The sequence below is a fragment of the Aquabacterium sp. genome (genome assembly GCF_036279655.1).
Taxonomy (GTDB): domain Bacteria; phylum Pseudomonadota; class Gammaproteobacteria; order Burkholderiales; family Burkholderiaceae_C; genus Aquabacterium.
The window spans coordinates 30,716-45,216 of sequence record NZ_DASUIT010000021.1 but is presented as its reverse complement, the minus strand read 5'-3'; the positions used below and the strand labels follow the sequence as shown (position 1 = coordinate 45,216).

The window sequence follows — 14,501 nt, the reverse complement described above, 5'->3', positions numbered from 1 at the left end:
TTTGCTGTCGGGTGCTTAGCTCAGTTGGTAGAGCGGCGCCCTTACAAGGCGTAGGTCGGGGGTTCGAGCCCCTCAGCACCCACCACCGGCAGTTCCCTCCGAGGCACCTGAAGTTCTTCAGGTGCTTTTTTCATGGCGCATTCAAGGCGCATCTGGCCGCAGCGTGCGCATCACGCCCATGAAGACTTTGGACGTGACGGCGACCATCTTGGCGGCGTCGTCACGGTAGCCGTCCAGCATCCAGCGCAGAACGGACTGGTTGACCGCACCGACCAGGGCGATGCTCAGGATCCGTCGCTCGTCCTCCGGCAGGGTCATGTCGGGCACATGCTGTTCGGCAAAGGTCAGTACCAATTGGGCAAAACGGTCCAGCACCCGGATGTAGACCGCATCCACCCTGGGGCTCACGCCCAGCACCTCCAGCCAGCAGACGCGAGCCACCTTCGGGTCTGAGGCCATCTCGAACAGCGCCTGCAGACCGGCGCTGACCGCCACGGACAGGTCCGGCTGCTCGGCCTTGCTCTGCAGGGCCGTCATCACCGCCAGTTGCAGTTGATCGAACTCGCGTTCGTAGACCGCCACGAGCAGGTCTTCCATGCTGTCGAAAGACTCGTAGAAATAGCGGTCGGTCAGCTCGGCCTGCTTGCACAACTGGCGCACGGTGGCTGATCGGTAGCCCGTGGTGCCGAACATCTGCAGCCCGGCATCCAGGAATTGATGGCGACGACGAGCCGTGCGTTCAGCGAGGCTTTCGCCCGCGTAGGGGCGGCCGGGAGCGGGGGCAGAGGCGAGTAAGGGCATGCACGTATTTGACGACATTCGTCGTCACTTGTAAACTGACGACCGTTGTCATCAGTTTATCGACCTCTGACGCGAGAGATCTTTCATGCAGCAATTCACCGCCATCATCATCGGCAGCGGCTTCGGAGGCCAGGCCGCCGCAGTCAATCTGCGTCGCATCGGCATCGAGGACTTCCTGATTCTGGAGCGCCGAGCATGGATGGGCGGCACCTGGAGTCAGAACAGCTACCCCGGCGCGGCGGTGGACGTGCAGTCGCCCCTGTACTCGCTGTCGTTCGAGCCTTATCCCTGGTCGCAGATGTTCGCCGAGCAGAACGAGCTGGTCGAGTACACCAACCACGTGCTGGCCAAGCACGGCCTGCGGGAGAAGACCCGCCTCAACGCCAACGTGAGTCGGGTCGAGTGGGATGAGGCGCGCCAGCTGTGGCAGGTGATCACCGAGGGCGCTGGGGTGTTCCTGGCCAAGTTCCTGATCAATGCCTCGGGCCCCTTGAGCACGCCGGTGATCCCCAACTTCAAGGGGCGCGACAGCTTCAAGGGCCACAGCTTTCACACCAATGCCTGGGACCATGCCTATGACTACAAGGGCAAGCGGGTGGCCATCATCGGCAGTGGTGCCAGTGCGGCGCAGGTGATCCCCGAGATTGCCCCCGACGTCAAGCAGTTGCATGTGTTCCAGCGCACACCGCACTGGGTGCTGCCGCGCCCGGACCATGTGTTTTCTCGCTTCGAGCGGGCCTTGCTGAAATCGCGCCTGGTCTACAAGGTGCTGCGCACGGCCATCTACTGGGGGCTGGAGAGCCGTGTGATCGGCTTCAAGTACTCCAAGACGATGCTCAATGTGGTCGCTCAGCGCGTGGCGCTCAAGCACATCCAGCAGCAGATCAGTGATCCGGTCATCCGCCAGGCGGTGACGCCCGACTACACCATTGGCTGCAAGCGCATCATCCTGTCGAGCACGCTGTACCCGGCCTTGTGCCGCCCCAATGTGCAACTGCACGCCAAGGACGATGGCATCGCGGAGATCAACGAACGGGGCATCCTCACCGCCAAGGGCCAGCAGATCGATCTGGATCTGATCGTCTATTCGACCGGCTATGACGCCACCGATGGGGTGATCTCCTACCCGGTGGTGGGCAAGGGGGGCAAGTCGGTGCAGGATTTCTGGGCCGAGTATCCGCGCGCCTACCTGGGCACGGCCTTGCCGGGTTTCCCCAATCTGTTCGTGGTCACCGGGCCCAACACGGGGATCGGGCACACCTCGGCCATCTTCGTGATTGAAGCGCAGATGGAGTACATCCGTCGCGCGATCGCGGCGGTGCAAAAGCAGGGCGCCAAGGCCATCGAGGTCAAGGCCGAGGCCGAGGCCGACTACACCCAGATGATCCACCGCGAGATGAAGCAGACGGTGTGGCAGTCGGGCGGCTGCCACAGCTGGTATCAGAGCAAGAGCGGGCATGTGATCGCCATGTTCCCGGGCTTTTCCTTCACCTTCCGCCAGATGGCCAAGGCCTTCAAGCCCGCGCATCACCGTTTCACCTGAGGGGCCTGCATGAAAGATTTTCGCAACAAGGTGGTGGTGATCACGGGGGCCGGTTCGGGCATGGGGCGCGCCTATGCGCAGGCCTTTGCGGCCAGAGGGGCGCTGCTGGCCTTGAATGACCATGACGCCCGCTCGCTGCAGGAGACGGCCGCCTTGCTGGCCGCGCAGGGGGCCAGTCAGGTGCTGACCCAGGCTTTCGACGTGGGTGACCGGGACGCCATGGAGACCTTTGCCCAGGCGGTTCAGGCGCGCCTGGGTGGCGCGCACGTGGTCATCAACAATGCGGGCATCGAGGGTTCGGCCATGCCCGCCTGGAAAACGTCGCATGCCGATTACGAGCGGGTCATGCGCGTGAACTTTCATGGCGTGCTCCATGGCACGCTGGCCTTCCTGCCGCAGTTGCGCGCACGCCAGGAAGGGGCGATTGTGAATGTCTCCAGCATCATGGGGCTGATCGGCTCGCCCAGTCAGTCGGACTATTGCGCCAGCAAGTTTGCCGTGCGTGGTTTCACCGAGTCCCTGATGGTCGAATTGCATGAGAGCCCGATCTCCGTGCATCTGGTGCACCCCGGCGGGGTGGCGACCAACATCGCCAGGAAGCCCTCCAGTCAGGAATTCGCGGCACGTTACCTGACCACGCCACCCGAAGAGATCGCGCAGCGGGTGATCCGTGGCATCGAGAAGGGGCAGCACAAGATCATCTGCGGGCAGGATGCGTTCAAGACCTGGGTGGGCTCGAACCTGCTGCCGCACAAATGGCTGACGGCCATTGTGTGGCGCGAGCTTCGCGCCACACTGGACAAGGCTGCGTACGGGCTGACCCGCTGAGCGGGGTGCTAGGGTTTCCCGTGTGTGGCGCCCCCTTCGGGCAGGCCTCGAAATGCAGGTAAGATTGCCGCACGTCAAAGGCGAACTTCGGTTCGCCTTTGTGTCATTTCAGAGTACAGCGCCATCAAAGGCTCGACATGTTTGATCTCGTTCGTAATAACACCCGTCTCTTCGGTGGTGTTCTGGTGGTCCTGATCGCCATCGCCTTCATTGGTGGTGGTCTGCAGGGCTATGAGAGCTTCATGAGCAACGACACCGTTGCCAAGGTCGCGGATCACAAGATTTCGCAGACCGAGTGGGATGCAGCACACCGCAAGCTGGTCGAGCGCCTGCGCGCCCAGGCGCCCGAGGCCGATGCCGCCAGCTTCGATGCGCCCGAAGTCAAGCAGCGCGCGCTCGACATGCTGCTGCGCGACTACACGCTGATGGCTGCCGTGCGCGATCAGCGTCTGGTGGTGCCGGACACGCGTCTGGCGCGCATCTTCCAGACGGCCCCTGACTTTGCTGCGATCCGCAACGCCGATGGCTCGCTCAACACCAAGGTGCTCGAAGCCCAGGGGGTGTCGTCCGAGCAGTTCGCTGGCCAGTTGCGCCAGCAGATCTCCGTGGGCCAGGTGCTGGGCGGTGTCGAGCAAACGGGTGTGAGCTCCAAGGTGGCCAACCGCCAGGCCGTCGAAGCCCTGTTCCAGGTGCGCGATGTGCAGTGGCTGAAGTTCGAGCCCAAGAACTACGTGGCCCAGCTCAACCCCACGCCTGAGCAATTGCGCAAGTTCTTCAGTGAGCCGGCCATGAGCGCCGTGTTCATGCAGCCCGAGCGCGCCGACGTGCAGTACGTGGTGCTGGACATCGACACCCTCAAGCAGCGCGTGACCGTCAGCGAGGACGACCTCAGGAAGTCCTATCAGGACAACATCAAGCTCTACACCAAGGACGAAGAGCGCCGTGCCAGCCACATCCTGATCAAGGCTGAAAAGAGTGCGCCAGCGGCTGCCCGTCAGGCCGCCAAGGCCAAGGCCGAGCAACTGCAGGCTCAGGTCGCCAAGGATCCCTCCCTGTTTGCCGAACTGGCACGCAAGAACTCGGAAGATCCGGGCTCGGCCGTCAACGGTGGTGACCTGGATTTCTTTGGCCGTGGTGCCATGGTCAAGCCCTTCGAGGACACAACCTTCGCGCTCAAGAAGGGCGAGATCAGCAAGGTGGTCGAATCTGATTTTGGCTACCACGTGATCATGCTGACCGACGTGCGCGGTGGCGCGGCCCAGCCCTTTGAAGAAGTGCGCTCGCAGATCGAGGACGATGCCCGCAAGCAACTGGCCCAGCGCCAGTACGCCGAAGCGGCCGAGAAGTTCTCCAACATGGTCTACGAGCAGTCCGACAGCCTCAAGCCCGTGGCTGACGAGCTCAAGCTCACGATCCAGTCGGCCAGCGATGTGCTGCGCCGTCCTGGCGCCAAGGACCAGGGCGTGCTGGGTGGCCAGCGCATTCTCGAGGCCTTGTTCGGGTCTGACGCGCGGACCAAAGCACGCAACACCGAAGCCATTGAAGTTGGCCCCAGCAAGCTGGTGTCGGCCCGCATCGTGAAGTACTACCCGGCGGCCAAGCCGCCCTTCGAGCAGGTGCAGGCCCAGGTGCGTGAGCGCTGGATCGCCCGTGAGTCGGTTGCTGCGGCGCGCCGTGATGCCGAGCAGAAACTGGCCCTGTGGAAGCAGGCCCCCGACAAGGCGCAACTGCCCGCCTCGGTGCAGATGTCTCGCCGTCTGGTGTTCTCGCAGCCGCCTCAGGTGCTGGATGCCGCGCTGCGCATCCCCGAGAAGCAACTGCCTGCCTGGCAGGTGGTCGACATCGGCAATGAAGGCGTGGCCCTGCTCAAGGTCAACAAGGTGCTGCCCCTGCAGATTTCTGCCGAAGAGGAGCAGGAGACTCGCAACCAGTTCGCACACTACTGGGCCAAGGCGGAATCCGATGCCTACCTGCGCGCCCTCAAGCGCGAGTACAAGCTCGACGTGAAGGTCAAGCCCGCTGCTGCCAAGGCATCAGAGGCTGAAAAATCTGCATCGGGCGGGTAAACCAGCGAAAAACGCGCTATACTCTTAGTCTTTCGACGGTGGCTGTAGCTCAGTTGGTAGAGTCCCAGATTGTGATTCTGGTCGTCGTGGGTTCGAGTCCCATCAGCCACCCCAAAGAATAATGAACGCCGACAAGCAGCAATGCTCGTCGGCGTTTTGTTTTTGGGCTGGGATGATCACGATGACGCCGGGAGTTTCTCCACAAAACCCTGAGGCGGTGCCGACACCTTGCCGTCCCGCAGAAACACCACCCCCGTCTTGCCGCGCGCCACTTCTCGGCCCGAGGCCTGGTCTGTCAGTCGAAAGACCAGATCAAAGCCGTATTTGTTGAAGTCGGCGGGGACCATGTCCACCACCATGGTTTCGCCATAGAAGGCCTCGGACTTGTACTGGGCGAGCATGTCGCCCACCACGATGGAGCAGCCGTCGATGTCGATCTCGCTGTGGTAACCCAGGGAGCGGAAGAACCTCACCCGAGCCTCGGACACCAGGGTCAGCAACTGGGCGTTGTCGAGGTGCCCCCCCTGGTTCACATGGCTGATGTAGATGGGGATCTGGGTCGAGAACAGGAAGCGCTCGGGGAGGTCGAACTGGATGCGTGCCATGGGAGAAATCGGGGACTGCCAGGAGAAGCCACATCATACGTCCGGGTTTCTACGGGTGCTCAAGACGCGCGCCGATCCGTCGAAAACCTCCTACCAGTCCATGGGTCCGGTCGGTGTTGGCGGTCCGTGGTCGACTTTGCCCATGCCTGCCCCAGTGTCCTCCTCTCGCACCGCACCGCCCCCCCTTGCCCCATCCTCCGCCCCGGACGATGCCTTCCTTGGCGTGTCGCCGGAGCAGGAGCGCCAGTGCCTGGTGGATCTGATCCAACGCACCCGCAATGGCCTGATGCTGTATCCGGCGCTGTGGCTGGTGTTGATGCAGACCGATGGCTATATGCGTCGGCACACGGCTTTCGTGCTCATCCATCTGCTGATCATGTTGACGCTGATGGTCATGCGTCTGATCCATCACCGCATGATGGTGCGCGACGATGTGTCTCGCATCGAACTCAACCGCCGGATGTTTCGTGCCTGGTCGGTGATCTACAACCTGTACTGGGGCGTCTTGTGTGCCATCGTGCAGGTCGAGCCCGATGCGCCCGATCTGAGGTGGATCATGCTGCTGACCACCGTGGGCATCACGGCCGGTGGGGCTGTGGTGGTGTCCATCGACCGGGTGCTGCCTCGGGTCTATCCGGTGCTGACCTTGTTGCCGACGGTGCTGGCGGTGTTGCCCATGGGTGGCGCCACAGCTTGGGTGATCAGTGGACTGACCCTGGTCATGGCCGTGTATGCCTTTGGCCTGTCGAGCATGGTGGGCAAGGATTACTGGGCCCGCATGCGCACCCAGGCCTTGCTGGAGCTGCGCGCCCGCGAGCTGGAGGCCTTGAGCCGAACCGACGCGCTCACGCAGGTCCCCAATCGCCTGGGTTTTCAGGAGCGGCTGGATGTGGCCTGGCGGGATGCGCGGCGCCGTGGCGAGAGCCTGGGGGTGGCGATGGTGGATCTGGATCACTTCAAGCGCATCAATGACACCTTCGGGCACCCGTTTGGCGATGATTGCCTGCGGGCGGCCGCCCAGTCGCTGTGCGAGGCGGTCCGGCGGCCCGCCGATCTGGTGGCGCGCTTCGGTGGGGAGGAGTTCATCGTGCTGATGCCCAACACCGACCTGGCGGGGGCGCAAGCGGTGGCCGAGCGCATGCTGGCCCAGGTTCGCGCCACGGTACTGCGTCAGGCGGGTGTGGACGTGGCCCTGAGTTGCAGCATCGGCGTGGCCGCTGCCGCCGCAGTGCCCGACCAGGGGCCTGATCAACTGATTCAGTGGGCCGACAGGGCGCTGTACCGGGCCAAACAGGGCGGGCGTGCCAGGGTCGAGAGCCTGTCCGCCAGCCTTCAAGGCACCGTGCCAGCACCCATGTAGCCGCCCCCCAGCATCGTGGGGTTGACCTGCCATCCGTCGAGCATCGGGCCCAGCAGGCTCCAGGGTTGGTCCAGGCCTTCCAGTGACGACACCGAGTACAGCGCGGCCGACAGCACGAAGGCGTTGACCGGCCACAACCAGGGGTCGGCCCATTTCAGGCCCGTGGCCACAACATGGGCGCCGGGCTTGAGGTGGGCGATCAGGTGGGTCAGGGCCTCGGGCTGACGCATGACGTCGTGCGTGAAGTGCAGCAAGGCGGCATCGGCCTGCCCGGGGATGTCGGCGGACGCGGCACAGGCGGGCAGCAAGATCACATTGCCCCAGCCGTTGCGCTGGGCACGCTGCGCTGCCCGCGAGAGCATGTCAGGGCAGGGTTCGATGCCGATGATGGTGCCTTGCGGGCCGATGGCCTGTTGCAGCAAGGCAAAGCTCAGCCCTGTGCCGCAGCCCACATCGAGCACGGTGTCGCCCGGGCGCAGGCCAAGCCGGTCGATGGCCTCGAAGCGCAGGGGTTCAAAGGGCATCAGCTCCAGGTCATAGACCGCCGCGCGCTGTCGGTACAGCGCCAGCATGTCCGGGCAACCGGGGGGCTGAGTGTGGGGGGTGACTGGAGGCATCACGTCGGGCCTGGATGAAGCAGTGGTGATCGGGCCACTGTACGCTCAATCCAGGCCTTGTCCATGACGGATGACAAGACGGCAGCGCCGCTTCAGGCCCCGGCCAGTGCCTGCTCCAGGTCTGCCAGCAGGTCGTCGATGTGCTCGATGCCGATCGACAGGCGCACGGTGTCCTCGGTCACGCCGGTCTTGGCCAGCTCGGTCGGGTCGAGCTGGCGGTGCGTGGTCGAGGCCGGGTGCGTGGCCAGCGAGCGCACGTCGCCGATGTTGACCAGGCGGGTGAAGAGCTTGAGCCCGTCCAGGAAGCGCGCACCGCCCTCACGGCCACCGGGTACCCCAAAGGTCAGCAAGCCCGAGGCCTGGCCCGAGAGGTACTTCTGGACCATGGGGTGCTCGGGGTGATCGCTCAGGCCGGCGTAGTTGACCCAGCTGACGCGGGGGTGCTTTTGCAGGAACTGCGCGATCTTCAGGGCGTTGCTGCTGATGCGGTCCATGCGCAGGCCCAGGGTCTCGATGCCTTGCAGGATCATGAAGGCATTGAAGGGCGAGAGGGCCGAGCCGGTGTTGCGCAGAGGCACCACGCGGGCGCGGCCAATGTAGGCGGCGGGGCCCAGGGCGTCGGTGTAGACCACGCCGTGGTAGCTGACGTCGGGCTCGTTGAGGCGCTTGAAGCGCGCCTTGTGCTGCGCCCAGGGGAACTTGCCCGAATCGACAATGATGCCGCCCAGCGTGGTGCCGTGGCCGCCCATGTACTTGGTCAGCGAGTGCACGACGATGTCTGCGCCGTGCTCGATGGGGCGGCACAGATAGGGGCTGGGCACGGTGTTGTCCACGATCAGCGGCACGCCGTGGCGGTGGGCGATCTCGGCGATGCGGGCGATGTCGGTGATGTTGCCCGAGGGGTTGCCCAGGGATTCGACAAAGATGGCCTTGGTGCGCTCGTCGATCAGTGGCTCAAAGCTGGCCGGGTCTCGGTGGTCGGCAAAGCGGGTGGTGATGCCGAACTGGGGCAGGGTGTGGGCAAACAGGTTGTAGGTGCCGCCGTACAGGGCGGTGGACGAGACGATGTTGTCACCGGCCTCGGCGATGGTCTGGATGGCGTAGGTCACGGCCGACTGACCCGAGGCCACGGCCAGCGCACCGATGCCGCCTTCCAGCGCGGCCACGCGCTGCTCCAGCACATCGGTGGTGGGGTTCATGATGCGGGTGTAGATGTTGCCCGGCACCTTCAGGTCGAACAGGTCGGCCCCATGCTGGGCGCTGTCGAAGGCATAAGCCACGGTCTGATAGATGGGCACGGCCACGGCCTTGGTCGTGGGATCGGGCGAATAGCCCGCGTGCACGGAGAGGGTTTCAAACTTCCAGTTGGCTTGGCTCATGTCGGATCCTCTAGCGGTTTGACGGTGTGGGCATTCCTTATAGCGCAGCGGCGTGGATAATTCGCGACCCCCGCGCTTTTTGCTACAAGGATCCGTGTGTTCAAGAATCTGACCGTCTACCGTATCGGACCGGATGGGTCCCCCGACCTGACCGAGATCGAAGCAGGCCTGTCCAAGGGGCGTTTTGTGGAGTGCGGCGCCACTCAGCAGAGGTCCTCCGGCTGGGTGGAGCCTCGGGGCGTGGAGCACGGCCCCCTGGTCGAGTCCGTGGGCGGGCAGTTGCTGCTCAAGCTGCGCACCGAGCAACGCGTGGTGCCCGGTGCGGTCATCAAGCGCCGTACGGAAGAGCTGGCCCAGAACATCGAGCTGCAGACGGGCCGCAAGCCGGGCAAGAAGCAGACGAAGGAGCTCAAGGAGCAGGCCCTGCTGGAGTTGCTGCCCATGGCCTTCACCAAGCAGTCGTCCACCCAGGTGTGGATCGATCCGGTGCAGCGCCTGCTGCTGGTGGATGCCAGCAGCCAGTCGCGTGCCGACGACGTGGTCAGCACCCTGGTCAAGAGCCTGGATGGCCGCATGGCGGTGTCGCAGCTCAACACGGCCGAATCGCCCGCCGTGTGCATGGCCGAATGGCTGTCCAGCGGCGAGCCGCCGGGCGGGTTTTCGATCGACCGCGAGTGCGAGCTCAAGTCGTCGGATGCCCAGAAGGCGGTGGTGCGCTACACCCGCCATCGTCTGGACACCGAAGAGGTCCGCCAGCACATCCTGACGGGCAAGACGCCGACCAAGCTGGCCATGACCTGGCGTGACCGGGTGTCCTTCATGTTGACGGATGCCTTCCAGATCAAGAAGCTGGCCTTCCTGGATGTGGTGTTCGAGGCGCACAAGGGCTCGAACAAGCCGGCTCAGGACGAGGCTTTTGATGCCGACGTGGCCATTGCCACGGGCGAGCTGTGCCAGTTGCTGCCCGATCTGCTCGACGCCCTGGGCGGCGAGCAGGACATGTCGGGGGGCGGCGCATCGGCGAGCCGGTCGGCCGAACCCTCCACCGACGCCAGGCCCTCGGGCGACCACGCGCCTGCCGAGCCCGCGACGACCGCCGATGACAGCCCCCCGTGGTGAGGGGCGGCGGCCGATGGCGACATGAGCGCGGACGCGGGCGACAGCGCCCGGTGCACACCGGTGGTGCAAAAGCCATAGACTGGGCGCCTGCTCAACAGGAGAAGTTCAATGGCACGTTCGTCCGGTGGTTTGCTTCAGACCAGTTTCGTGATCCACGCCGTGGTGTTCGGTATGGTGGTGGGTGGCCTGATCGCCATGAACCATCAATTGGGCGGTAAGGCTGACTGGAGCCTGATCGTGGCTTGGGGCTGGGGCATTGGCCTGGCTGCCCACGGCACCGTGTGGCTCCTGTGGGGTCGCAAACCTCAGCGCAAGTGAAAACTCGGGCTGGTGCCGGTGAAGGCCTTGACCTGACCGTCCCAGCCCTTGGCATCCCCATGGTGGACGATGCGGTAGCGGCCCGATGGCGTGCCCGCCGGGGTCGTCCATTCGATGCTGGCCGTGCTGGTGCTCAGGCCTGAGCGCTCCCAGCGGTAGGTGGTGCTCCAGTCGCCATCGTCGGCCACACGCACCCAGTGCTCGCGCTCCAGGCGCTGTACCTCCAGGAAGCTGCCCCCGCGCCTCAGATCGTTCCTGGGGCTGCCCGAGCTGAACACCACCCGCACGGTTTGCCCGGCCTGGTAGCTGGGCATGGGCGCTTCCAGCACATCCCCGAACGCATGGCCCATGGCGGGCGTGTCCAGCACCACGCCGGGCTGGACATCCGTGCCGTGGTCACTCAGGTCGCGTGGGCGCAGGGTGATCGGGGTGTTGCTCCCGGCCTTCATGGCTTGCGCCAGCCGGTCCAGCTCCTGAAGGTAGGCGGGCAGGGTCCAGCGCCCGAAATGGGTGCTGCCGCCCTCGTAGTTCTGCGTGTCGTACTCCTGGGGGGTGGTGATGTAGCCCGCATAGGCATTGGCATAGCCCACCACCAGCACCTGACGCGGATCGGGCAGGCCCAGGGTGGCGGCCAGTTGACGCCGGATGCGCAGGCCCGCCGTGATGGTGGGCTCGCCAGGCAGGCCGGCGATGAGCAGGGGCCCCAGCCTCAACAGTTGCACGGGCAGCACTTCGGGTGTCCAGGGGGTGCCGTGGGCATCGCCCCCCAGGGGGATGGCGATGTCCTTGGGGGCCTGGCACTGCCTGAGCGCGTCGCTGACGCGGAACGGCATGCGGAGGAGGCGGCCCAGCCAGGGTGAGGGCTGGCCCTCGTGGACAAAGCTCAGACCGGGGCCGTCCTCCGGGCTGCCCGCCGTGAAGGCCGTGCCCAGGGCCGCCGGGCAGGTCTGGTGAGGCTGACCATCGCCACTGTAGGCAGGCTGCACCGTCACACGGCTCATGTCGATGTAGCGCAGACGGTGATCGATGGGGCCGCTGAGTTCGAGCGCAGGGCCTCCAGACAATTGCCGTGCCTTGATGAGCTGGCGTTCGCCGATGAGGCGCGTGTTGTCGAACTCATTGGCCGTGGGCCCCTGGCCGGGCCGCAGGTCCAGATTGGGACTCATGTCGCCCGGGGTGGTCTGGGCGAAGGCCGCGACAAAGGGCGGGGCTTGGGCGTGATCCAGGTGGCGTACGCCGACTTCGTGTTCCCAGCGCCAGGCCGCATACCCCTTGTTGTCACCGCTGATCAGGGTGTTGGTGTTGGTCATGCTGGTGCCGTGCGTCGGGAAGAAGCTCAGGGCACCGATGTCCTGTGTCCCCCGACGGAAAGTGAGCACGCTCATGAGCGGGTCGATGCCCTGCGGGAAGGCCTGACGCTCGGCCGCCGGGTTGGCGTCAAAGGCCGGGGCGGCGCGGTTGCGGCTGGCGTTGCTCAGCTCTCCTTGCGACAGGCGGATGCTGCCTGGCGCTCGTGAGCCGTGGGCCCGGTCGATGGCCTCGACGATGCCGTCGACCATGGCTTCAAAGGTGGCGGGCTTGTGACCCAGGATGGTGATGTTGTAGAGCGTGTGGTGTGAGTAGCCCCCGGGGCCGGCATGGGTGTGGGTGGCGGTGAGCAGCACATTGCGCTCGGTGTAGCGGCTGCCATGGCGTTGTTGCAGGCGCCGCAGGACCTCCTGGTGCACGCCCTGCATGATGGCGCCCGCGTCAGCCACGACCAGCACCACTGCCTGTCGGGTGCGTGGGTCCTCGACCACGAAGGCGCGCGCACGCAGGCGTTGATGGATGCCTGAGGTGCGCTGAGACAGCTGGGCATAGCCGAACATGCCGATGTCGGCTGCTTCACCCGTGATGTCGCTGATGCCGGCACCGACCAGATACGGTGGGGAGGCCGGAGCGGCCGGGAGCGGGCTGGCCGCCTGGGCACTGCCGAGCGTCCAGCTCAGGCTCAGCGCCAGGGCATGGCGCCATGGGTGTCTGTGCCGGGGCATCATGCGCGGGCCCCGAACCACTGCTTCAGGTAGGGGTTGAGCAGCCGCCCCTGAGGGTCCAGGGTGGCCCGCAGCGCCTGAAAGTCCTTCCATCGGGGGTAGTGCGTGGCCAGCTCCGCGCCTGGCAGATCATGCAGCTTGCCCCAGTGAGGGCGGCCACCATGGCGGCGGAAGATGGGGCCCAGCGCCTCGATCAGGTAGCGATGTTCTTCGCCCACCATCGCATGCACGGCAATCGAGCAACTGTCACGCCCCTGGAAGGGGCTGAGCCAGGCGTCATCGCCCAGCACATAGCGGAACTCCAGCGGGAAGAACACGTCCGGGCGTTTTTCCAGCGCCTGCAGGATCTGGCGCAGGCAGGCCAGTCCCTGGGCGCGGGGTACATGGAACTCGGTTTCGTTGAAGCGGGTGTTGCGCACGCTGCTGAGCAGCTTCCAGCCCATGTCCTGCGCCACCTCTTGCTCCCCCTCTCCGATCAGTCGGGTGGCCAGCCAGCGCCGCAGGCCGGGCCAGCCAGACAGGTGATCGCGCAGGCGCTTGAGGTCCATCAGGGCCTCTTCGTCCGCATCATGGCGTGGGATCGGGGTGCCCGGGGCAACCTCGTCGTGGGTGATGCCCGCGGCCATCCCGGTGTGGGGCAGCACGTAGAACTCGAAGTTGCGGTGTCGGCCTGCGAGCGTGTCGGCCTGTTCGAGCAGGTGCTCGGTGGGCTGGGTCCACACCCGTTTGCGCAGGTGGTACTGAGGTCTCACCGACAGGTCGAACTCGGTGATCACCCCCAGGGCGCCCAGCGAGACCCGGGCTGCAGCGAACAGCTCGGGGTGCGTGTCGCGGCTGCAGTGGATCAGCTCCCCTTGCACGGTCATCAGGCGCAGGCCGGTGAGGTGGTGGTGCAGGGCAGGCAGGCGGGCCCCTGTGCCATGGGTGGCGGTGGACAGAGCCCCGGCCAGGGTCTGCACATTGATGTCGGGCAGATTGTGCAGGGCCAGGCCCAGGGCCGACAACTGGCTGTTGAGCACCGCCAGGCGCGTGCCGGCGCGCACCGTGACTTGCTGGCGTGAGGCGTCATGGTGGACCACGCCCGAGAGGCGATCCAGGCTGATCAGGGTGCCCGAGGTGGGAACCAGGCCAGTGAAGGAGTGGCCCGACCCCACGCAGCGCAGGGGCCCCGACGAACTGCGCAGCCAGGTGGCCAGTTCGGCCGGGGTGCCGGGCATGAGTCTGCCGGAGGGTTGGCAGGTCTGCAGCCCGGACCAGTTGTGCCAGAGGGTGGGTTTGCCAGTGGGCCACGGCGGCGTGGGGCGGGTGGCTGATGGCTGGGCAGCCTGGGCGACACCCTGGCGCGGCCAGGCGCAGGCGGCTGCCCCGGCCACGCTCAGGGCGGCCTTGAGTGCATCACGGCGGCTCATGGGCTCACCTCCGTCGTGGTCCGGCTCATGAACCGGATCAGTTGCTGAATGTCCTCATCGGAGCATTCTGTGCAGAGTCCGTCTGCGGGCATGCCGTTGAATCCCTGGCGCACATTGGCCAGCAAGGCGGGCAGGCCTTTGGCCAGCCGAGGCCGCCAGGCCTGGGCATCCCCCGTGAGGGGCGTGACACCGCCTGCCTGGGTGTGGCAAGCCTTGCAGGAGCGCTCATAGAGGTCGGCCAGGCGCGGGTCTGCGGGCGACAGGGTTTCAGGCGCAGCCGTGTTGGGGGCGGAGGCGGGTGCCTGCGGTGTCTTGTCCGAGCAGGCGGACAAGGAGACGCTCACCGCCACCGACAGTGCGATCAGAGCAGACCAGAGAAACTTCACAGAGGTCATGTCTATAACGATAGTTTTAACTACATTA

The 14,501-nt window shown here is 65.4% G+C and carries 13 protein-coding genes and 2 tRNA genes; 8 read left to right on the top strand and 7 right to left on the bottom strand.

The annotated features are described in order from the left end of the window. Positions 1-9 precede the first annotated feature (9 nt). A tRNA-Val gene (locus VFW84_RS02520) sits at positions 10-85 on the top strand. Positions 86-141: 56 nt separating this feature from the next. Here VFW84_RS02520 and VFW84_RS02515 read toward each other — a convergent pair. Beyond that, the gene (locus tag VFW84_RS02515; RefSeq protein ID WP_329678855.1) at positions 142-801 is read right to left on the bottom strand and encodes a TetR/AcrR family transcriptional regulator; all 660 of its coding nucleotides are present in this window, start codon (positions 799-801) and stop codon (positions 142-144) included. A gap of 85 nt (positions 802-886) precedes the next feature. On the opposite strand from VFW84_RS02515, the gene VFW84_RS02510 reads away from it, so the two are divergent. From VFW84_RS02510 to VFW84_RS02495, 4 genes are all read left to right on the top strand, one after another. After that, a complete protein-coding gene (locus VFW84_RS02510; RefSeq protein ID WP_329678854.1) occupies positions 887-2,344 on the top strand; it encodes an NAD(P)/FAD-dependent oxidoreductase in 1,458 nt (485 codons plus the stop codon). 9 nt (positions 2,345-2,353) lie between these two features. After that, a complete protein-coding gene (locus VFW84_RS02505) occupies positions 2,354-3,172 on the top strand; it encodes an SDR family NAD(P)-dependent oxidoreductase (protein ID WP_329678853.1) in 819 nt (272 codons plus the stop codon). Between the two features lie 137 nt (positions 3,173-3,309). After that, positions 3,310-5,238 carry a peptidylprolyl isomerase gene (locus VFW84_RS02500; RefSeq protein ID WP_329678852.1) on the top strand — a complete coding sequence of 643 codons (1,929 nt, stop codon included), beginning with the start codon at positions 3,310-3,312 and terminating at the stop codon, positions 5,236-5,238. 38 nt (positions 5,239-5,276) lie between these two features. After that, positions 5,277-5,352, top strand: a tRNA-His gene (locus VFW84_RS02495). A gap of 62 nt (positions 5,353-5,414) precedes the next feature. On the opposite strand, the gene VFW84_RS02490 is transcribed toward VFW84_RS02495, so the two are convergent. Continuing rightward, positions 5,415-5,843 (bottom strand): acyl-CoA thioesterase, encoded by a 429-nt coding sequence (locus VFW84_RS02490; RefSeq protein ID WP_329678851.1) that lies wholly within the window; start codon positions 5,841-5,843, stop codon positions 5,415-5,417. 253 nt (positions 5,844-6,096) lie between these two features. Here VFW84_RS02490 and VFW84_RS02485 point away from each other — a divergent pair, with 253 nt between their 5' ends. Continuing rightward, on the top strand, positions 6,097-7,203 hold the full coding sequence (locus VFW84_RS02485) for a GGDEF domain-containing protein (protein WP_329678850.1): 1,107 nt from the start codon (positions 6,097-6,099) through the stop codon (positions 7,201-7,203). Here VFW84_RS02485 and VFW84_RS02480 read toward each other — a convergent pair. Then, positions 7,176-7,820 carry a class I SAM-dependent methyltransferase gene (locus tag VFW84_RS02480; protein WP_329678849.1) on the bottom strand — a complete coding sequence of 215 codons (645 nt, stop codon included), beginning with the start codon at positions 7,818-7,820 and terminating at the stop codon, positions 7,176-7,178. The two genes, VFW84_RS02485 and VFW84_RS02480, sit on opposite strands and share 28 nt — an antisense overlap. A gap of 92 nt (positions 7,821-7,912) precedes the next feature. Then, a complete protein-coding gene (locus VFW84_RS02475) occupies positions 7,913-9,199 on the bottom strand; it encodes an O-acetylhomoserine aminocarboxypropyltransferase/cysteine synthase family protein (protein ID WP_329678848.1) in 1,287 nt (428 codons plus the stop codon). 96 nt (positions 9,200-9,295) lie between these two features. Between VFW84_RS02475 and VFW84_RS02470 the strand changes: the two genes are divergently transcribed. Beyond that, complete coding sequence (locus tag VFW84_RS02470; protein WP_329678847.1) at positions 9,296-10,318, top strand: recombination-associated protein RdgC; 1,023 nt, start codon at positions 9,296-9,298, stop codon at positions 10,316-10,318. A gap of 108 nt (positions 10,319-10,426) precedes the next feature. Next, a complete protein-coding gene (locus VFW84_RS02465; RefSeq protein WP_329678846.1) occupies positions 10,427-10,636 on the top strand; it encodes a 2TM domain-containing protein in 210 nt (69 codons plus the stop codon). Here VFW84_RS02465 and VFW84_RS02460 read toward each other — a convergent pair. From VFW84_RS02460 to VFW84_RS02450, 3 genes are read right to left on the bottom strand one after another with little or no spacing between them, the layout of a single operon-like run. Beyond that, the gene (locus VFW84_RS02460) at positions 10,624-12,672 is read right to left on the bottom strand and encodes a neutral/alkaline ceramidase (RefSeq protein WP_329678845.1); all 2,049 of its coding nucleotides are present in this window, start codon (positions 12,670-12,672) and stop codon (positions 10,624-10,626) included. The genes VFW84_RS02465 and VFW84_RS02460 overlap by 13 nt on opposite strands. Next, complete coding sequence (locus tag VFW84_RS02455; protein WP_329678844.1) at positions 12,669-14,078, bottom strand: D-arabinono-1,4-lactone oxidase; 1,410 nt, start codon at positions 14,076-14,078, stop codon at positions 12,669-12,671. Before VFW84_RS02455 ends, VFW84_RS02460 begins: the two co-directional genes overlap by 4 nt. Beyond that, complete coding sequence (locus VFW84_RS02450) at positions 14,075-14,473, bottom strand: c-type cytochrome (protein ID WP_329678843.1); 399 nt, start codon at positions 14,471-14,473, stop codon at positions 14,075-14,077. The genes VFW84_RS02455 and VFW84_RS02450 overlap by 4 nt, the downstream gene beginning before the upstream one ends. Between the last annotated feature and the right edge of the window lie 28 nt (positions 14,474-14,501).

Coding starts and splice junctions, on each gene's coding strand:
- VFW84_RS02515 (WP_329678855.1), bottom strand. CDS start 801: ATGCCCTTACTCGCCTCTGCCCCCGCTCCCGGCCGCCCCTACGCGGGC.
- VFW84_RS02510 (WP_329678854.1), top strand. CDS start 887: ATGCAGCAATTCACCGCCATCATCATCGGCAGCGGCTTCGGAGGCCAG.
- VFW84_RS02505 (WP_329678853.1), top strand. CDS start 2,354: ATGAAAGATTTTCGCAACAAGGTGGTGGTGATCACGGGGGCCGGTTCG.
- VFW84_RS02500 (WP_329678852.1), top strand. CDS start 3,310: ATGTTTGATCTCGTTCGTAATAACACCCGTCTCTTCGGTGGTGTTCTG.
- VFW84_RS02490 (WP_329678851.1), bottom strand. CDS start 5,843: ATGGCACGCATCCAGTTCGACCTCCCCGAGCGCTTCCTGTTCTCGACC.
- VFW84_RS02480 (WP_329678849.1), bottom strand. CDS start 7,820: ATGCCTCCAGTCACCCCCCACACTCAGCCCCCCGGTTGCCCGGACATG.
- VFW84_RS02475 (WP_329678848.1), bottom strand. CDS start 9,199: ATGAGCCAAGCCAACTGGAAGTTTGAAACCCTCTCCGTGCACGCGGGC.
- VFW84_RS02465 (WP_329678846.1), top strand. CDS start 10,427: ATGGCACGTTCGTCCGGTGGTTTGCTTCAGACCAGTTTCGTGATCCAC.
- VFW84_RS02460 (WP_329678845.1), bottom strand. CDS start 12,672: ATGATGCCCCGGCACAGACACCCATGGCGCCATGCCCTGGCGCTGAGC.
- VFW84_RS02455 (WP_329678844.1), bottom strand. CDS start 14,078: ATGAGCCGCCGTGATGCACTCAAGGCCGCCCTGAGCGTGGCCGGGGCA.
- VFW84_RS02450 (WP_329678843.1), bottom strand. CDS start 14,473: ATGACCTCTGTGAAGTTTCTCTGGTCTGCTCTGATCGCACTGTCGGTG.